The sequence below is a fragment of the Streptomyces atratus genome, from assembly GCF_900119365.1.
Classification (GTDB): domain Bacteria; phylum Actinomycetota; class Actinomycetes; order Streptomycetales; family Streptomycetaceae; genus Streptomyces; species Streptomyces atratus_B.
The window spans coordinates 145,530-163,938 of the sequence record NZ_FPJO01000016.1 but is presented as its reverse complement, the minus strand read 5'-3'; the positions used below and the strand labels follow the sequence as shown (position 1 = coordinate 163,938).

The following is an 18,409-nucleotide window of genomic DNA, read 5'->3' as shown; positions in this document are numbered from 1 at the left end:
GGTCTCGCCCATGTGACCTGTCCTACGTCTCCCCCTCCGCATCCGTCACGAACCGTCACACCCGCGTGACGGACGAGCGATGCAGCCGCCGCGGTCCGGCGACACGGAGACACGTTTCACCGCCCCAGCTTCCCCACCAGCCGGGACATTTGGCAGGCTGTCACCGCAACTCGGGGGCGTGCACATCGCGCAGCTACCGCTGCGGGCACGGGAGGGAAAGCACCATGCACACTGCACAATCAGTCACATCCGGGGATCCGCGCCTCAGCTGGAGCAGCACCGACGCCGACCGCACACCCCGTCTGCACCACCGCCGCGACGGCATCCTGCCCGCGGTCGCGGCGGCGCTGTCCGTACGCGGCGAGACACTGACCTGCACCGCGGGCAAGGGCGACCAGCCCCCCGTGCTGCACCCGCTCGTCCAGGACTTCCTCGACACCCTCCCCAGCAGCCGGCGCGAGCGCTTCACCGGCCGCTGCCCCGAGGCGATACTGCTCTCCCGGCAGCTCACCGCCGCGGAGTCGACCCGCTCCAAGCGCGCCCAGCGCAAGCCGCTGACCAACGGCGAGGCCCGGCGCGCCCTCAAGCACTCGCGGCTCACCGCGCGGCGCATCCGTGAGGACGGCGACCCGATGCACGGCAGCTACGCGCCGCCGTGCCGCTCCTGCACGGCGATGCTCGCCCACTTCGGCGTACGTCCCGTCGACCTCACGACCACCGGGGCGGCGACCACCGCCGAGAAGGGCTGACCGCACGCCGATGCGCGACCGAACCGACCTGCCCGAACAGACGGGCCCCGCCGAACGCGACCGGCACGCCTCCACCCGCTTCCCCGTCGCCGTCGACGCCGCCCTGCGCGCCGCGGGCTGGCAGCCCGGCCGCTGGGACATCCGGCAGGCCGAGGAGTGGGCCGACGCCCTGCGCTCGCACACCTCGCCCGCCGGCCACCAGCACGCGGTCTTCCCCGCGGCCGTGGAGGCCTGGGCCGAATTCGGCGGACTCCGCATCACCGCGTCCGCGCCGGGCCGCCAGATCGCACCCGCCCCGGTGCGCATCGACCCGCTGAGCGGACTCCACCTCGCCCGCACCCTCGGCGACCTCGGCCGGGCGCTGGAGACCGAGGTCAGCCCCCTGGGCGAAGAAGGGGACGGCCAGGCGGTCCTGGCCATCGACGCCGAAGGCCGCGTCTACAGCATCGACCACACCGGCGACTGGTACCTCGGCCCGGACATCGACCAGGCCCTGGCGACCCTGATCGTCGGCATCCAGCCGGAACGCCTCGTATCGGGCTGAGCCGTGGGACCGGCCGGTCCCGCGGCTCGGAGCCTGTCGGGTGACCTCTGATCGGGCGGCCACGCCCTGGCACGCACGCTTCCCGGTCGAAGGTCACCCGACAGGCTCTCAGGCCGCCTTCCCCTGGGCCGGCAGCACCGCCGACACCCGGAAGCCGCCCGCGTCCGTCGGCCCCGAGACGAAGACCCCGCCGAGCCCCAGCACCCGCTCCCGCATACCGACCAAGCCGTTGCCGCCGCTCGGCAGCCCCGCGTCCGCCGTGGCGGAGTCCGACGGTCCGTTCTCCACCTGCATCGCGACCTCCGCCTCCCGGTGCGCCAGCCGGACCCACGTCTTCGCGCCCGCCGCATGCTTGTGGACGTTCGTCAGCGCCTCCTGCACCACCCGGTACGCCGTCTGCTCGACCTCGGGCGGATACGCGGGCGCCTCGCCGTCCACCGACAGCTCCACCGTCATCCCCGCCGCCCTGGACTCCCCCACCAGGGTCTCCACCTCGTGCAGCCGCGGCCCGTCCTCCGTCGCGGCGGCAGCCGCGGCAGCCGCCGCCTGACCGACCGAGGCCAGCGGCACCTGGGCCGGCCGGGCCGTCACCGACTCCCCGGTCCGCAGCACCCCGAGCATCTCCCGCAGCTCCGTCAGCGCCTGCCGGCCCATGTCACCGACCAGCGCCGCGTTCCGCACCGCCTTCGCCGGGTCCTTCGGCGCGACGGCCTGGAGCGCGGCGGCGTGCACGACCATCAGGCTGACCCGGTGGGCGACCACGTCGTGCATCTCGCGGGCGATCCGGTGGCGCTCCTCCGTACGCGCCCACTCCGCCCGCTCCTCCGCCCGGTCGGCGAGCAGCGACAGCTCCCGCTCCAGCGAGTCCGCCCGCTCCCGCAGGCTCTCCATCAGCCGCCGCCGGGCCCCTATGTAGAGGCCGAACAGCACGGGCGGCGCGGTGAGCCCCAGCGACATGAAGAGCGAGATCAGCGGTACGTACCAGTCGCCGGGCCCGAAGTCGTCCTGCTCCGCGACGCTCTGCCGCAGCCGTACGTAGGTGACGATGAACGTCCCGGCGAAGGACATCCCCGTGAGCACCGCGGTGATCCTGCGCGGCACGTCGGAGGCGGCCAGCGTGTAGAGGCCGACCAGCCCCATCAGGAAGCCCATCCCGGCGGGCGTGGTCGCGATCGCCACCAGCACCACCGCGATCGGCCACCGCCGCCGCAGCACCAGCACCGACCCCGCGAGCAGCCCGAACAGCACACCCACCGGCACCGGCAACCCGGTGTCCCCGGCGAACGACACCCCCTCCAGCGCGCACTCCAGCGCCGACAGGAGCCCGAGCCCCACGTCCAGGGCGACACCGCGCCGCCGCTCCCACCACCAGTAGCCGCGGGTGGTCCCTCCCGCCGTTTCCTGGTCTGCCCCCGTTGCGGTCATGCCGTCCACCCTACGGGCGACCGCACCTCATTTTCGGGCGACCTGGACAGCACGTGCCCCTGCCGAACAACGACAGAACGACCACTTATCGCTTGAAATGGTGAATCGAGCAGACTTTCGCACCGGACGTCCGCATTCCGGACGACGCTCATCACATGACGGAAATCACGAGCAAGTACGCCAACTTCGAAGACCTGCGCGAGCAGGCCATCGCTCTGCGCCGGGAGGGCCTCAGCCTCAGACAGATCCGCGACCGGCTGCACATCCACAACAACGACATCCTCGGCCGCCTGGTCAGGGGCGAGCCCGCTCCGGAATGGACGAAACGACCGCGCGCGAAAGACGACCTGCGAGAGAAGGCGCGGGAGATGCGTCTGCAAGGCATGACCTACGACCAGATCCAGGTGGAGCTGGGGTGCTCGAAGAGCTCGATCTCACTGTGGGTACGAGACCTACCGAAGCCGGAGCCGCGCTATACGAACGAAGAGCGCCGTGCGCTCATGAACGCTGGCCTGTCGCGTCTGCGCGCCACCCAGAACGAGGAACGACTCAGGACCAAGGCTCACGCACAGGACGCGGTCGGCCAATTGTCGGACCGAGAACTGTTCCTCGCCGGAGTGGCCCTTTACTGGGCCGAAGGCGCCAAGGACAAGACATACAGTCGCCGCGAAAGCCTCCACTTCATCAACAGCGACCCCAACGTGATCACGCTGTACCTACGTTGGCTCGAACTGCTTGAGGTCCCACGCGAGCGGATGCACCTGCGGGTCAGCATCCACGAGTCGGGGGATGTCGCCGGGGCCGAGCGATTCTGGGCCGACCTCGCAGGCGTCCCCGCCTCCTCGCTCCAGAAGGCGACTCTGAAGAAGCACAACCCCAGGACCACCCGCAAGAACACCGCCGAGACCTACCGCGGCTGCCTGATCATCTACGTCACCAAAAGCGCGGACCTTTATCGTCGCGTAGAAGGCACTTGGTACGGCATAGTGTTGGGTGCCGGCTCAGCAACCGGATGACATGTCCGGTTAGTCGGCCTTGTTCCCCTGTGGTGTAATTGGCAGCACAGTAGCTTTTGGTGCTATTTGTCCGGGTTCGAGTCCTGGCAGGGGAGCCTCCGTGTGAGGGCCCCGGCCTCCAAGGTCGGGGCCCTCACCCATGTCCGCTCACCAGTGCCCCGGTATCCTTCGGGTGTCCACCACCCGAAGCCGAAGGGCATTTCCGTGAGCTCCGAACGCCCGGCAGCCGTCGTCGTCCTCGCAGCGGGTGAGGGCACCCGCATGAAGTCGAAGACCCCCAAGGTCCTGCACGAGATCTCCGGGCGCTCGCTCGTCGGACATGTCGTCGCCGCCTCCCGAGAGCTGGACCCCGAGCACCTCGTCGTGGTCGTCGGCCACGGGAGCGAGCAGGTCACCGCGCATCTCACCGCCGTCGACGACCGGCTGCGGACCGCCCACCAGGCCCAGCAGAAGGGCACCGGCAACGCCGTGCGCGTCGGTCTCGACGAGCTGGGCGGCACCGTCGACGGCACCGTGATCGTCGTCTGCGGCGACACCCCGCTGCTCTCCGGCGAGACGCTCCTCGCGCTCGCCACCACCCACACGGCCGACTCCAACGCCGTCACTGTGCTGACCGCCGAGGTCCCGGACTCCACCGGCTACGGACGCATCGTCCGCGACCCGGCCGACGGCGCGGTCACCGAGATCGTCGAGCACAAGGACGCCACCGACGCCCAGCGCGAGATCCGGGAGATCAACTCCGGGGTCTTCGCCTTCGACGGCCGGCTGCTCGCCGAGGCCCTCGGCAAGGTCCGTACCGACAACAGCCAGGGCGAGGAGTACCTCACCGACGTCCTCTCCATCCTGCGCGAGGCCGGGCACCGGGTCGGCGCCTCGGTGGCCGGCGACCACCGCGAGATCCTCGGCATCAACAACCGGGTCCAGCTGGCCGAGGCCCGGCGGCTGCTGAACGAGCGGCTGCTGGAGCGGGCCATGCTGGCCGGCGTGACCGTCGTGGACCCGGCGTCCACGACGATCGACGCCACCGTCACCTACGAGCGGGACGCGATCGTGCACCCGGGCACCCAGCTGCTCGGCACCACGCACCTCGGCGAGGACGCCGAGGTCGGCCCCAACACCCGGCTCACCGACACCGTCGTCCGCGCGGGCGCGCGCGTGGACAACACGGTCGCGGACCGGGCCGAGGTCGGCGAGGGCGCGACGGTGGGTCCGTACGCCTATCTGCGGCCCGGCACCAGGCTCGGCACGAAGGCCAAGGCCGGCACGTACGTGGAGATGAAGAACGCCACGATCGGCGAGGGCACCAAGGTCCCGCACCTGAGCTACGTCGGCGACGCGACGATCGGCGACCACAGCAACATCGGTGCCGCCAGCGTCTTCGTGAACTACGACGGGGTGGCCAAGCACCACACCACGATCGGCTCCCACTGCCGTACCGGCTCGGACAATATGTTTGTGGCGCCCGTCACGGTCGGGGACGGCGCCTACACCGCGGCCGGCTCGGTCATCACCAAGGACGTACCGCCCGGTTCGCTGGCCGTCGCCCGCGGCCAGCAAAGGAATATCGAGGGTTGGGTGGCCCGCAAGCGTCCGGGAAGCGGCGCCGCGCAGGCGGCCCAGGCCGCCGCATCGGAGCGTGACGGCGAAAGCTGACCGGAAACAGGTACGCCGCGCACGGCGTACCGTGATAGATGCTCACCCCATTTCGGCTGGCTCGTTGCGCATCGGGACACATGCGCGCAGCGCCAGGAACACGTCTGAGGAGACTGTGCTGTGACCGGGATCAAGACGACCGGCGAGAAGAAACTGATGCTCTTCTCCGGCCGCGCCCACCCCGAGCTGGCCGAGGAGGTTGCGCACCAGCTGGGTGTCGGCCTCGTGCCGACGAAGGCCTTCGATTTCGCCAATGGTGAGATCTACGTCCGCTTCCAGGAATCGGCTCGCGGCGCCGACTGCTTCCTGATCCAGAGCCACACCGCTCCGATCAACAAGTGGATCATGGAGCAGCTCATCATGCTGGACGCGCTGAAGCGCGCCTCGGCCCGCTCCATCACGGTGATCGTGCCGTTCTACGGCTACGCCCGCCAGGACAAGAAGCACCGCGGCCGCGAGCCGATCTCGGCCCGTCTGGTCGCGGACCTGATGAAGGCGGCGGGTGCCGACCGCATCCTCACCGTCGACCTGCACACGGACCAGATCCAGGGCTTCTTCGACGGCCCGGTGGACCACCTCTTCGCGCTGCCGATCCTGGCCGACTACGTCGGCGCCAAGGTCGACCGCTCGAAGCTGACGATCGTCTCCCCGGACGCCGGCCGGGTGCGCGTCGCCGACCGCTGGTGCGACCGTCTGGACGCCCCGCTGGCCATCGTGCACAAGCGCCGCGACAAGGACGTCGCCAACCAGGTGACGGTCCACGAGGTCGTCGGCAACGTGAAGGGCCGGGTCTGCGTCCTGGTCGACGACATGATCGACACCGGTGGCACCATCTGCGCCGCCGCCGACGCCCTGTTCGCGCACGGCGCCGAGGACGTCATAGTGACGGCGACGCACGGTGTGCTCTCGGGCCCGGCCGCGGACCGGCTGAAGAACTCCAAGGTCAGCGAGTTCGTGTTCACGGACACCCTGCCGACCCCGGGCGAGCTGGAGCTCGACAAGATCACGGTGCTGTCGATCGCGCCGACGATCGCGCGTGCGGTGCGTGAGGTCTTCGAGGACGGCTCGGTGACCAGCCTCTTCGAGGAGCAGTAGGAACAGCGGTACCGAAGATCCACTTTGGGGGCGGCCTCCCCGCCGGGTAGACTCAGCGAGTTGCTCGGCGAGGGAGGCCGTACTCATGTGTACGGCGGTCCGTTATCGACGCGCTCTTCGTAGCAGGCCTGTCGTGGGCCGGGTGACCGTCCGATTTTCGTCACCTCACGAGGAGTGCAGTCATGGCTGAGGTCAAGCTCGCCGCCCAGGTCCGTACCGAGTTCGGCAAGGGTGCCGCCCGTCGCACCCGCCGCGCCAACCTGGTTCCCGCGGTCATCTACGGCCACGGTGCCGAGCCGGTCCACGTCACCCTGCCGGGTCACGAGCTGATGATGGCGCTCAAGACCGCGAACGTCCTGATCGGCCTGGAGATCGACGGCAAGGACGCGCTGGTCATCCCGAAGGCCGTGCAGCGCAACCCGCTCAAGGGCGACATCGAGCACGTCGACCTGCTGACCGTCAAGCGCGGCGAGAAGGTCAACGTCGAGATCGCCGTGCACGTCGAGGGCGACCTGGCCCCGGGCGGCAACCTCCTGGAGTACGTGCAGAACACCCTGCTCGTCGAGGCCGAGGCCACCCACATCCCGGAGTCGGTCACGGTCTCCGTCGCGGGCCTGGACGCCGGTGCGTCCGTTCTCGCCAAGGACATCGCGCTGCCGAAGGGCGCCATGCTGGCCGGTGACGAGGACGCCATCGTGCTCCAGGTCGTCGCCGCGCAGGCCGAGGAGCCGGCCGCCGAGGCCGCCGAGGGTGCGGGCGCGGAGGCCTGAGCCTCGCCCGCACTGCTTGACTGACGGGGCGGCGGTTCCTTGTTCGAGGACCCGCCGCCCCGTTTCCCTGTATCCGGGCCGTCCGGAACCATCCGTACACGAGGAGACCGAGCGCAGATGTCCGACGCCACCGACCCCTGGCTCATCGTGGGCCTCGGCAATCCCGGTCCCGAGTACGCGGCGAACCGGCACAATGTCGGCTTCATGGTGGCCGACCTGCTGGCCGAGCGGATCGGCGGGAAGTTCAAGCGGGCGCAGAAGGCGCAGGCGCAGGTCGTGGAGGGCCGCATGGGCCCGCCCGGACCGGCGAACCGGCGGGTGATCCTGGCCAAGCCGATGTCGTACATGAACCTCTCCGGCGGCCCCGTCACGGCGCTGCGCGACTTCTACAAGGTGCCGACCGACCACATCGTGGCGATCCACGACGAGCTGGACATCGACTACGGGGCGCTGCGGCTGAAGCTGGGCGGCGGCGACAACGGGCACAACGGGCTGAAGTCGATGACCAAGGCGATGGGTGCGGACTATCACCGGGTCCGGTTCGGGATCGGGCGGCCGCCGGGGCGGATGCAGGTCGCGGACTTCGTGCTGAAGGACTTCTCGTCCACCGAGCGCAAGGAGCTCGCGTACCTGGTGGACCGGGCGGCGGACTCGGTCGAGTGCCTGCTCGCGGAGGGCCTGGAGCGCGCGCAGAGCGCGTACAACTCGTAGCGGGTAACCGGCGATTTTCGGCCATGAGTTGACCGGCGGTGCCGGTCTGCCCAAGGATCGCTCCCCATGAAGCGGAGCTCCTCCCACCGCGCCCTGGCATACGCCCGCAACGCCGCCATGGGCTGTGTCGTCCTGTTGCTGCTGGTGGCGGGTGTGCTGTCGTCCTGGAACGAGGCGCACCACATCATTCTGGCCAAGGGCCGTGAGCACGGCACGATGACGGTGACGGGTTGCGGCGCCGATGTCTGCACCGGTCCGTTCTCGCCGTCGGGACAGGCGACCGCGCGTTCCCGGGTGACGATCGACAGGTCCGTCGCGGCGCGCCGGGGCGACCGGTTCCCCGTGGTGGTGAAGCCGGGCACGGATGACGTGGTGCGTACCGGGACACCGGGCTTTCTGCATGCCTGGGTGCCGCTGGGCGGTGCGCTGCTGCTGGCCGGTCTGGTGATCGGTGGTGGTCTGCGGCTGTCGCGGACCGGCTGGTGCACGGGGATCGCGGGTGCGGTCCTGCTCGTGGCGACGTTCTTCGCCCTGTGAGCGGGGCCGCACCCGTGACCGGACGGGCTCAGCCGGTGTTGCGCAGGCCCGCGGCGACACCGTTCACGGTGAGCAGCAGGGCCCTGGCGAGCAGCGGGTCGGGCTCTTCACCGCGTGCCGCGGCTTCGCGCTGGCGGGCCAGCAGCGAGACCTGGAGGTAGGAGATGGGGTCCAGGTAGGCGTCGCGGATGGCGAAGGTCTGCTGGAGCACGGGGCTGGTGCCGAGCAGTTCGCTGCCGCCGGTGACCCTGAGGACTTCCCGCACGGTGAGTGCGTGCTCGGCCTCGATGTCGGCGAAGACGTGCTTGAGTTCGTCGGGGACGAGCGTGTCGACGTAGTGGCGGGCGATGCGCAGATCGGTCTTGGCGAGGGTCATCTCGACGTTGGAGATGAAGTTCCGGAAGAAGTGCCAGTGTTCGTGCATTTCGTCCAGGACGGTGTCCAGACCGGCTTCGCGCAGTGCCTTGAGCCCGGAGCCGACGCCGTACCAGCCGGGGACGATCTGGCGGGACTGGGTCCAGCCGAAGACCCACGGGATGGCCCGCAGTCCGTCGAGTCCGGCGCCCGAGTCGGGGCGGCGGGACGGGCGGGAGCCGAGGTGGAGGTCGGCGAGCTGGTCGACGGGGGTGGCCGCGAAGAAGTACGCGGGCAGGTCCGGGTCCTCGACGAGCTTGCGGTACGCGGCGTGCGCGGCGTCGGAGACGGTGTCCATCGCGGCGTCCCAGCGGGCCAGGGCCTCGTCGGACTGGCGGGGTGCGGTGTGCAGCGCGGAGGCCTGGAGGGTGGCCGCGACGGTCAGCTCCAGGTTCTCCCGGGCGAGCGCCGGGATGAGGTACTTGTCGGAGATGACCTCGCCCTGCTCGGTCACCTTGATCTCGCCTTCGAGGGTGCCCCACGGCTGCGCGAGGATCGCGTCGTGCGAGGGGCCGCCGCCGCGGCCGACGGTGCCGCCGCGGCCGTGGAAGAGCCGCAGCCGTACGCCGTAGCGGTGCGCGACGTCGCGCAGTCGGCGCTGCGCCCGGTGGATCTCCCACTGGGAGGTGGTGATGCCGCCGAACTTGGAGGAGTCGGAGTAGCCGAGCATGACCTCCTGCACGTCGCCGCGGAGGGAGACGAGGCGGCGGTAGGAGGGGTCGGCGAGCATCTCGTCGAGGATGACGTCGGCGGCGCGCAGCTCGTCGGTGGTCTCCAGGAGCGGCACGATGCCGATCTTGGCCCAGCCGCCGTGCAGGTCGATCAGTCCGGCCTCGCGGGCGAGCACGGCGGCGGCGAAGACGTCGTCGGCGCCCTGGCACATCGAGATGATGTAGGACTCGATGACTTCGGGGCCGAAGCGCTCGAAGGCTTCCTTGATGGTGTGGAAGACGCCGAGGGTCTTCTCGCCGGCGGCGTCGAGGGGGGCCGGGGTCGGGGCGAGCGGGCGGCGGGAGCGGAGTTCCTTGGCGAGGAGCTTCTGCCGGTAGTCGCGGGGCATGTCGGCGTAGCGCCAGGACTCCTCGCCGAGCCGGTCGAAGAGCTGGCCGAGGGCGTGGTGGTGGGCGTCGGCGTGTTCGCGGACGTCCATGGTGGCGAGCTGGAGGCCGAAGGCGGCCAGGGTGCGGATGGTGCGGTCCATCCGCCCGTCGGCGAAGAGTCCGCCGCGGTGCTCGCGCAGTGAGGTCTGGATGAGTTCGAGGTCGGCGATGAGTTCGGCGGTGCCGAGGTAGTCGCAGCCGGGGCGGTGCGGGGTGCCGGAGGCGAGGCGCTCGCGGGTGTTGACGAGCTTCTGCCGGATGCAGGTGGCCTTGAGGCGGTAGGGCTCCTCGGCGTTCAACCGCTTGTAGCGGGGGCTGATTTCGGGGAGGCGTTCGAGGTCCGCTTCGAGGGAGGTCAGCAGTTCGTCGGTGGCGCCGGTGTAGCGGATGGAGTTGGAGAGCAGTCCGCGCAGGTGGTCGATGAGTTCGAGGGCGTCGGTGATGCCGTGCTCGTGCTGGAGGATCAGCACTTCCCAGGTGACGGCGGGCGTCACGTTGGGGTTGCCGTCGCGGTCGCCGCCGATCCAGGTGCCGAAGGTGAGGGGGCGGGTGCCCGCGGGCAGCTCGACGCCGACGCGTTCGAGTTCGGCGGCGAGGTCCTCCAGTACGTCGCCGACGGCGTTGGCGTGCAGTTCGTCGAGGTAGTAGATGGCGTTGCGGGCCTCGTCGGCCGGCTCGGGGCGGACGACGCGCAGTTCGTCGGTCTGCCAGATGAGGTCGATGTTCTCGGCGAGGCGCAGGTCCTGACGGCGCCGGTCGGCCTCGACGACGGGCGTCTCCAGGAGCGCGGCGATGCGGCGGAGCTTGTTGAGTACGGAGCGCCGGGCGGCCTCGGTGGGGTGTGCGGTGAAGACGGGCCGGACGTTGAGGTTCTTGACGGTCTCGCGCAGGTGGACGGGGTCGGCGTCCTTGAGCCGGTCGGCGGTGCGGGCGAGGAGCCCGCCCTCGGCGGCACGGCGGTCGCGCATCTCGTGGGCGCGGTGGACCTGCTCGGTGACGTTGGCGAGGTGGAAGTAGGTGGAGAAGGCGCGCACGAGCTGCGCGGCGGTCTCCAGGTCCGTGTCGCCGAGGAGCTGGGCCGCGGCCTCGCCGTCGGTGCGGGTCAGGGCGCGGACACGCTCGACGAGGTCGAGGAGTTCCTGGCCTTCCTGGCGTACGAGGGTCTCGCCCAGCAGGTCGCCGAGGCGGCGGATGTCGGCGCGCAGCTCGGCGCTGGCGGCAGGGGTCTGGTCGGCACTGCTCACGGTGTGCGGCTCCTTGCAGTGGTTGAGCACGGGGGTTCTCCCGGGGCCGCGGCAGGCAGCGGCCACAGGGGTCTCCGGGGCCACGACAGGCAGCGGTGCTGACGCCACCCCGGGAAAGCAGGGTGCGGACCGCGCTGTCCGACCCCACCAGGATAGGTGTCCACTCCGTCGGCGCCGCTCGCGGCCCGATCGGGTTTCCCCTTCGTGGGCGGCCCGTCGCGCTCTCGTGCGGCGGGCCTCGGCGCTGCCATACTTACGTCACCGTAGGTTACGGAACCGTAGCCAGAGCTATCCGTCGTATTCCTCATCCCCAGGGGACTCCCCATGAACACCAGCCCCGCCGTGATCGACGACGGCCAGCCGTCGGCGGCCGACGGTCAGCCCCTTCCCTCCGCCACGCTCGGCGGGGACAACAAGCGGTCGATCGAGCAGATCGCCCTTCTGCTGTTCATCGTGGTGCCGTTCGTGGCGCTGGTCGCGGCGGTGCCGCTGGCCTGGGGCCGCGGCGTGAGCTGGCTCGATCTGGGTCTGCTCGTGGCGATGTACTTCATCGGCTGCCACGGCATCACGATCGGTTTCCACCGCTATTTCACGCATGGTTCCTTCAAGGCGAAGCGCCCGCTGCGCATCGCTCTCGCGGTCGCCGGTTCGCTGGCCGTGGAGGGTCCGCTGGTGCGCTGGGTGGCCGACCACCGCAAGCACCACCGCTTCTCCGACGCGGAGGGCGACCCGCACTCGCCGTGGCGCTTCGGCGAGAGCCTGCCCGCCCTGATGAAGGGCCTGTGGTGGGCCCACATCGGCTGGATGTTCGACGAGGAGCAGACTCCGCAGCAGAAGTACGTCCCCGATCTGATCAAGGACCCGGCACTTCGCGGCGTCTCCCGTCACTTCATGACCCTCACGGCCGTTTCGCTGGCACTGCCGCCGCTGGTCGGCGGTCTGGTGACGATGTCGTGGTGGGGTGCGGCGACGGCCTTCTTCTGGGGCTCGCTGGTCCGGGTGGCCCTGCTGCACCACGTCACCTGGTCGATCAACTCGATCTGCCATGCGGTCGGCAAGCGGCCCTTCAGGTCGCGTGACCGGTCCGGGAACGTGTGGTGGCTCGCGGTCCTGTCCTGCGGGGAGTCGTGGCACAACCTGCACCACGCCGATCCGACGAGCGCCCGGCACGGTGTGCTGCGCGGTCAGATCGATTCGAGTGCCCGGTTGATCCGCTGGTTCGAGAAGCTGGGCTGGGCGCACGACGTGCGCTGGCCGGACTCCGCCCGGATCGAGTCCCGCCGGATCGACGCCCGGCGCGACCGCGAGCGCGCCGACGCGGCATGATTGACGACGTGGCGACCGACTCCAGCACCAGCAGCGAGAAAAACCGTCCCTCCTCTTCCACCCGGCGTACCCGCCGGGTGCGGATGACCGGCAAGGAACGCCGCGAGCAGTTGCTGGACATCGGCCGCACGCTCTTCGCCGACAAGGGCTTCGAGGGCACCTCGGTCGAGGAGATCGCCTCCCGCGCCGGTGTCTCCAAGCCGGTCGTGTACGAGCACTTCGGCGGCAAGGAGGGCCTGTACGCCGTCGTGGTCGACCGCGAGATGCGCCAGCTCCTGGACATGGTCACCAGCGCGCTGACCGCGGGCCACCCCCGCGAGCTCCTGGAGCAGGCGGCGTTCGCCCTGCTCGACTACATCGAGACGTACACCGACGGCTTCCGCATCCTGGTCCGTGACTCCCCCGTGGCCCAGTCGACGGGCACCTTCGCCTCCTTGATCAGCGACATCGCCACCCAGGTGGAGGACATCCTGGGCCTGGAGTTCAAGGCCCGCGGCTTCGACCCGAAGCTGGCCCCGCTGTACGCGCAGGCGCTGGTCGGCATGGTCGCCCTGACCGGCCAGTGGTGGGTCAACGCCCGCAAGCCGAAGAAGTCGGAGGTCGCCGCCCACCTGGTGAACCTGGCCTGGCACGGCCTGGAGAACCTGGAGGCGAAGCCCCGGCTGGTGGGGCACCGCAAGAGCTGAACGGGGGGCCGGCCACCCGTTCAGCTCTTTCACCCCGGACGGGGCAAGGGGAGCACCGTTCCCGGCCTCCTCGGCCCAGATGCCTTGCTGCTCGAGCCGCACCCGAGGCAGGTGCACCGTTGCCCGATGTTCAGGAGATGTAGTCCGCCATCCGAAGGGTTCCCGAAACGGACCTCAGTGCACTACACCTCATTGTGTGCCCCTTCAACCCATTCAGAAGGAAAGATATAAGACACAGGGCAGCAAACAAAACTGCAATAACTGTCGCAGCTTTCCAGCTCAACAAGATTCCGATGATTACCGCTATCGCCACCCAAAGAATTAGAGGCACGCGACACCCGCTCAAAACTCCCCAAAAGGAAATGCGACCATTTATGCCATTCGCGGATCCAACGCGATCCAAATCTACGTGATGACGCGTCGAGCAATGCACTTTATTCATTCTTGACCCTAATTCACTCGCGGATGTCGTCACTTCAATGCGGGAGCACGGCAGGCGCAAAGCCGTAACGGCTTTGCGCCTGCCGCTTTGAAGGCGACGACTACCTAAGGAAGGAATCCACCACGATTCCACAGAAGCGGCAATCCACCCTTCCTGGGACCAGTAACTATGCTGTTAATTCGAGCATGACCGCCCTTTATCGCCCATCGCGAATAGAACAAATTACCTCCCTTCCTAACCGCTCCGAGCATTCCTCTACCAAAGAGGGTACCGAAGGCAATTCCCTTAAGTTCAGCTTTTGCCGTTCCGAGCATGCACTTTCCTGCCCCTTGTCTCCGCTCCTCCTCGGAGCTGAGGGCCATATGGGCTGCCAGGCCTCCTGCGTAGAGGGCTGCGGATCCGACAACGAACAGACCTGCACCGCAAACGACTGACGCAATACAGGCCGCCGTTCCCACAGTGGCAAGAATGCCGACTCCGATGTTCACCCCCTTATGCTTCCACCAGTCGACACCAGTGAGATTATTCTTCAAATTTCCAAGCTTTCCCATGATGCAAACAATTCCGGATTCAGTCGACTCCTGGTAGTCAAGTCCGCCGAAGCGGCTGCCAATCCAGAACTCAGGTCGATTGGGCTGGCTTTTTCCACCGACGGGCTGAGCGTCACGACCGATGGTGATGGCAACCTGGCTGCCATCGATCCCGCTGGCCAGAAGGTGTTCATCGCCCCCGCGCCACGCATGTGGGACAGCAGTACGACCGCGACTCCGACCACGGCCCGCTCGGCCACACCGTCTGACGGAGGACCGGCGCCGAACGGCGAGTTCGAACCCGGTCACGGCGCCCGCGAATCGGTCGTCCCCATCCAAGTTGCTGACGATCAGATAAGTCTTTCGCCAGACCAGTCTCTGCTCACAGGCGAAGAGACGAAGTACCCCGTATACATCGATCCGGCCGTCACTGGTGCGCGCGAAGCCTGGACCATCTTCAATGGCGCGGGGTGGGACGGGGCAACGACACCCACCGCGCGCATGGGATACCGAGAACATGACCAACGGGCTGGCCCGCTCCATGTTCCGCATGGACACCGGCCGCAGGTCAGCCCGGTTGCCGGTTCGTCTTCGACCCCAACCGTCCGAGTACCCCGCCGACCATCAAGTCGACCGGCTTCCCCGACGGCTCGGACGGCTGGCCGCAACAGACGGGAGAAGCCCGTAAGCACGGCTCGTTCATCATCGGCAATGGTGGCGTCAACGATGTGACGGCATACGAGTACTGGACCGACTGGGACACCACCGTCCGCATCATTGCGCCCACGGAGGACCTGGACGGAGACGGGAAGAAGGACGGCAAGATCACCCTGACTCCGCCTTCGGCCGGCTCGCAGAGGCTGTACGTCCGTCGCAGTCTCGACGCGGCTCAGAACCGGTCCGACAGAGCGCAATACCTCTTCTACGCCAACAGCCCTGCCATCCCGGACAAGGCCGGTGACCTCAACGGTGATGGCAACGCAGATCTCTACGGTGTGCGCACCGACGGCGAACTGTGGCTCTATCCCGGACAGGGAAACGGCCGCGTGGGAACCGCCACCGCAGCAGGTAACACCGACTTCAACGGAGCCGGCATCACCCACCGCGGCGACTGGACGGGCGACGGATACGAAGACCTGATCGCAGCACTGCCGGGCGACGGGGGCAGAACACTGCACGTGTTCCCCAACAATGGAGTGGGCTTCGCCTGTACGAGCCGTGACGAACAAGCCGATGGACAGTCCCAGTCCTGTCTGACCGGCGCGCGAGAGCTCCAGGCACTGGACGAGGCGAACAACCACTGGGCAGCAGCCGACCAGATCCTCGCCATCGGAGACATCGACGGACCGCTGGACACCGACGGCGACGGAACCATCGACGTGCCAGGATTCCCGGACCTCCTGGTCAAGGAAGGCAACCTGCTCTGGCTCTACTTCGGCTCCGATTCCTTCTACCTCGACGCAAGCCGGGCACCTGTCCTGATCGGCGAGGGATTATGGTCCAGCTACGACCTTGCCGCGCCGGGAGACCGCACTGGAAACGGTCATGTCGACCTGATCGCACGCCACAAGACAAGCGGAGAGCTGCGCCTCTACGAAGGCACGGGGAACTCCGGCGAAGGACTTGGCACCGGCCCCGCGTCCGTCGCCATCGGGTCCGGCTGGACCCGCACCAACCGTCCGCTGTTCACGGCCGTGCCCGATGCGAACGGCGACGCGAAGACTGACGTCTGGGCCACCGGAGGCGACGCCCAGCTCTACTTCTATCCGAACATCTCAGGCAGTGGAGTCGCCGTAGGCACTTCCGGCTGGAACAACTTCCAGGCTCTCAACTGACCTCCGCCTGCCGAACCGGACAACGAGGTGGGCTGCCCCGGCCTGGGCAGCCCACCTCGTGTCTTTGCCCGAAGGCGGCTACGTCAGACGGTCCGGTCCAGTCCGCCGTCCTTGACTCCGCCGAGGAATGCGGCGAACGCGTCGGCGGTGACCGCGAGAACGGGACATTGCGCAACCTTCGAGTCGCGGATGCCGGTCACACCACCTGCGAACGCCACCTCAACGCAGTTGTCTCCACCTGAACTAAAGCTGCTCTTCTTCCAGTTGGCCGCACTAAGGTCAGCCTTGCCGGTCAAACTTCCTCCTTGATGAGCTCACTGATGAAGTCGCGTGAAGCCGCGATGTCCAGCGCCCGCGCACGCAGGTGATTGAAGGCGACTTCGTAGCGCCCCACGTGAACATCCTCCTCCAGATAGAGGGCGGTTGTCAGTGGCTCCACCACGGCCAGAGGATCTCCGGCGTCGAACCGGAAGACTGTGAAGGCCCCATCGATCCCTGCGTGAACACCAGCGCTGAACGGCAGGACCTGGATCTCAACCCCAGGCAGCTCCTCAGTGATGGACAGCAAATGATGGAGTTGTCCAGTCATGATCTGTGCGCCGCCGATCTTCCTGCGCAACGCGGCCTCATCCAGCACACACCACAGGGACAGGGAGTTCTCCCGGCGCAGGACCTGCTGGCGCTTCATGCGCAACTCGACGAATGTGCGCACCTCTCGCGCGGTCCGCCACTTGCCGCTGCCATCCACAACCGCGTGCGCGTACTCAGGGGTCTGGAGGAGCCCGGGAATCAGCTGGACCGCATACCAGTCCGCGTGCGTAGCCAGCTCTTCGAGTTCGAGATAGTCGGCGAAAGGGTCACGGACCGCGTCGCGGTATTGGTTGAACAGGTTGGTCCTGCGCGGCGACGACGCGAGGGAAGCCAGTTTCCTGATCTCGGCCATGCGCTGCGCGTCCTCAACACCGTAGGCATCGAAGTACTTGTCCAGGGCTGCCGACGGAACACGCTGCTTCCCGTTCTCGATCTTGCTGAGCGCGGATGGCCCGGAGAGCCCCAACCGTCCGACCGCATCGGGAAGGTTGAGCCCGGCACGCCGGCGCAGCGTGCGCAACGCAAGGCCGAGCCGGTGATCCGGCTGCTGCCCTGGGCCGGGGCGGACGGGAAGCCCTGTTACCTCTCCACGGACGGCACCGGCCCGCTGTCCCGGCTCGCCGACCGGATCGAGTTCGCGCAGCTCGGCCTCGCAGGCCAGCTCCTCGATCAGGCACAGGAAGCGCTCTCCGACCCCGCCCTGCATGCCTCCGAACTCTGGCTCCTGATCGCCAAGTTGACCGACGCGTTGCGCGACACCCTGCGCGTTGCCGAGAGCCGCGGCGCCCGCCTCACCCCGGCGGACACCGATGAAGACCAGTGAAGGAGGTACGGTCATGCCGCCGCTCATCGAAATCGTCCACAACGCCCTCGTGTGCTGCGCCACCGCTCCACAGGCCCTGGGATTGGTCTCCTTACCCGGTGGAACCCTCGCGTCGGCGAGCGCGGCCCGCTGTTACGTATCGACGACGGCCCGGTCCTGGGGTCTGCCGCCGGACACAGTGGACGCTCTGGAACTGATCACCGGTGAGCTCGCCGCCAATGCCCTGGAGCACAGCGCGAGCCGTTCCATCACCGTTGTGCTGTCCTGTGCCGCTCGGGCGGCCGTCGTCGGAGTGCTCGACGAAGGGCAGGGCAGCGCGACCGCAGCGGGCGCGCCACCGCCGGACCAGGAGGACGGACGCGGGCTGCTGATCGTCGACACGCTTGCCACCGACTGGGGCCAGCGGCGCGTATGCGGCGGTCTGCTCGTCTGGGCCGAGGTCGACGCCGGACACGGACAGGCTCCGCCCGGTCGGCCGCACCGGGCGGACATCCCCTTGGCGCCGCTGCCGGTACCGTACGAACGAAGGCCGAATCACCCGCACCGGAGGTCACCGTGAGCGCACGGCCCGACAGCCCGTACGGACCGCTGATCCCCATGCCTGAGCTCACACCCGACGCCTTGCGGGCTGCGGTTGCCCGGATCGCCCCCAGCCGCATTCCCGCACTCACTCAGCATCTTTTCGAGGCCACGACGAACGCGCAGCAGACGCAGAGCCTCTCTCCGCTGAGGGCGTTCATCCACTCCTGGGCCGTGTTCTTGGCGATCGAGCGGCATCCCGAGCAAGCCGCCCGGCTGCATGCGCTGGAGCGGCTCGTGGACGCAGGCGAGGAAGACCCCGCCGAAACGATCACCGAGATACGGCGTATCCATGAGACGGCGGAAGCAGAGGCCGGGCTGCGGTGAACGGCTGGACGT

At 68.5% G+C, this 18,409-nt stretch carries 19 protein-coding genes and 1 tRNA gene; 15 read left to right on the top strand and 5 right to left on the bottom strand.

Features of this window, described 5'->3' with window-relative positions; translation table 11 throughout:
• The first annotated feature begins 224 nt into the window (after positions 1-224).
• Together BT364_RS24895 and BT364_RS24890 are read left to right on the top strand one after the other, a co-directional pair.
• Positions 225-749, top strand: a complete 525-nt coding sequence (locus tag BT364_RS24895) for a YwqJ-related putative deaminase (RefSeq protein WP_072487458.1) — start codon at positions 225-227, stop codon at positions 747-749.
• A 10-nt stretch (positions 750-759) separates the two neighbouring features.
• Positions 760-1,293 carry an SUKH-3 domain-containing protein gene (locus tag BT364_RS24890; protein ID WP_072487457.1) on the top strand — a complete coding sequence of 178 codons (534 nt, stop codon included), beginning with the start codon at positions 760-762 and terminating at the stop codon, positions 1,291-1,293.
• 108 nt (positions 1,294-1,401) lie between these two features.
• On the opposite strand, the gene BT364_RS24885 is transcribed toward BT364_RS24890, so the two are convergent.
• A complete protein-coding gene (locus tag BT364_RS24885; RefSeq protein WP_072487456.1) occupies positions 1,402-2,718 on the bottom strand; it encodes a sensor histidine kinase in 1,317 nt (438 codons plus the stop codon).
• 155 nt (positions 2,719-2,873) lie between these two features.
• Here BT364_RS24885 and BT364_RS24880 point away from each other — a divergent pair, with 155 nt between their 5' ends.
• From BT364_RS24880 to BT364_RS24850, 7 genes are all read left to right on the top strand, one after another.
• Entirely contained in the window at positions 2,874-3,734 is an 861-nt protein-coding gene (locus BT364_RS24880) for a hypothetical protein (protein WP_072487455.1), read from the top strand.
• A 23-nt stretch (positions 3,735-3,757) separates the two neighbouring features.
• Positions 3,758-3,829, top strand: a tRNA-Gln gene (locus tag BT364_RS24875).
• A gap of 109 nt (positions 3,830-3,938) precedes the next feature.
• Positions 3,939-5,387 carry a bifunctional UDP-N-acetylglucosamine diphosphorylase/glucosamine-1-phosphate N-acetyltransferase GlmU gene (gene glmU / locus BT364_RS24870; RefSeq protein WP_072487454.1) on the top strand — a complete coding sequence of 483 codons (1,449 nt, stop codon included), beginning with the start codon at positions 3,939-3,941 and terminating at the stop codon, positions 5,385-5,387.
• Between the two features lie 120 nt (positions 5,388-5,507).
• Positions 5,508-6,482: a ribose-phosphate diphosphokinase gene (locus tag BT364_RS24865; protein ID WP_072487453.1), complete on the top strand. Its 975-nt coding sequence runs from the start codon at positions 5,508-5,510 to the stop codon at positions 6,480-6,482.
• Between the two features lie 182 nt (positions 6,483-6,664).
• Positions 6,665-7,252, top strand: a complete 588-nt coding sequence (locus BT364_RS24860; RefSeq protein ID WP_072487452.1) for a 50S ribosomal protein L25/general stress protein Ctc — start codon at positions 6,665-6,667, stop codon at positions 7,250-7,252.
• A gap of 117 nt (positions 7,253-7,369) precedes the next feature.
• On the top strand, positions 7,370-7,963 hold the full coding sequence (gene pth / locus BT364_RS24855; protein ID WP_072487451.1) for an aminoacyl-tRNA hydrolase: 594 nt from the start codon (positions 7,370-7,372) through the stop codon (positions 7,961-7,963).
• A gap of 66 nt (positions 7,964-8,029) precedes the next feature.
• Positions 8,030-8,500, top strand: a complete 471-nt coding sequence (locus tag BT364_RS24850; protein ID WP_072487450.1) for a hypothetical protein — start codon at positions 8,030-8,032, stop codon at positions 8,498-8,500.
• Positions 8,501-8,528: 28 nt separating this feature from the next.
• Here the strand turns inward: BT364_RS24850 and ppc are convergent, their stop codons facing one another.
• A complete protein-coding gene (ppc, locus tag BT364_RS24845; RefSeq protein ID WP_072487485.1) occupies positions 8,529-11,258 on the bottom strand; it encodes a phosphoenolpyruvate carboxylase in 2,730 nt (909 codons plus the stop codon).
• Between the two features lie 324 nt (positions 11,259-11,582).
• Here ppc and BT364_RS24840 point away from each other — a divergent pair, with 324 nt between their 5' ends.
• Entirely contained in the window at positions 11,583-12,584 is a 1,002-nt protein-coding gene (locus tag BT364_RS24840) for an acyl-CoA desaturase (RefSeq protein ID WP_072487449.1), read from the top strand.
• Positions 12,581-13,270 carry a TetR/AcrR family transcriptional regulator gene (locus tag BT364_RS24835; RefSeq protein WP_072487448.1) on the top strand — a complete coding sequence of 230 codons (690 nt, stop codon included), beginning with the start codon at positions 12,581-12,583 and terminating at the stop codon, positions 13,268-13,270. Before BT364_RS24840 ends, BT364_RS24835 begins: the two co-directional genes overlap by 4 nt.
• Before the next feature lie 546 nt (positions 13,271-13,816).
• Here BT364_RS24835 and BT364_RS41070 read toward each other — a convergent pair.
• Entirely contained in the window at positions 13,817-14,263 is a 447-nt protein-coding gene (locus BT364_RS41070) for a hypothetical protein (protein WP_143166543.1), read from the bottom strand.
• Positions 14,264-14,970: 707 nt separating this feature from the next.
• Here BT364_RS41070 and BT364_RS24830 point away from each other — a divergent pair.
• The gene (locus BT364_RS24830) at positions 14,971-16,077 is read left to right on the top strand and encodes an FG-GAP repeat domain-containing protein (RefSeq protein ID WP_072487447.1); all 1,107 of its coding nucleotides are present in this window, start codon (positions 14,971-14,973) and stop codon (positions 16,075-16,077) included.
• 83 nt (positions 16,078-16,160) lie between these two features.
• Here BT364_RS24830 and BT364_RS24825 read toward each other — a convergent pair whose 3' ends face one another.
• The gene (locus tag BT364_RS24825) at positions 16,161-16,373 is read right to left on the bottom strand and encodes a DUF397 domain-containing protein (RefSeq protein ID WP_072487446.1); all 213 of its coding nucleotides are present in this window, start codon (positions 16,371-16,373) and stop codon (positions 16,161-16,163) included.
• A complete protein-coding gene (locus BT364_RS24820; RefSeq protein WP_072487445.1) occupies positions 16,370-17,188 on the bottom strand; it encodes a helix-turn-helix domain-containing protein in 819 nt (272 codons plus the stop codon). The genes BT364_RS24825 and BT364_RS24820 overlap by 4 nt, the downstream gene beginning before the upstream one ends.
• 15 nt (positions 17,189-17,203) lie before the next feature.
• Between BT364_RS24820 and BT364_RS43235 the strand changes: the two genes are divergently transcribed.
• Genes BT364_RS43235 through BT364_RS24805 form a run of 3 tightly spaced genes read left to right on the top strand, consistent with a single transcriptional unit; the run spans position 17,204 to position 18,397 of the window.
• Positions 17,204-17,491, top strand: a complete 288-nt coding sequence (locus BT364_RS43235; protein ID WP_072487444.1) for a hypothetical protein — start codon at positions 17,204-17,206, stop codon at positions 17,489-17,491.
• Between the two features lie 13 nt (positions 17,492-17,504).
• Positions 17,505-18,050 carry an ATP-binding protein gene (locus BT364_RS24810; protein ID WP_072487443.1) on the top strand — a complete coding sequence of 182 codons (546 nt, stop codon included), beginning with the start codon at positions 17,505-17,507 and terminating at the stop codon, positions 18,048-18,050.
• Positions 18,047-18,397: a DUF6247 family protein gene (locus BT364_RS24805; protein WP_072487442.1), complete on the top strand. Its 351-nt coding sequence runs from the start codon at positions 18,047-18,049 to the stop codon at positions 18,395-18,397. Before BT364_RS24810 ends, BT364_RS24805 begins: the two co-directional genes overlap by 4 nt.
• Positions 18,398-18,409: the final 12 nt, after the last annotated feature.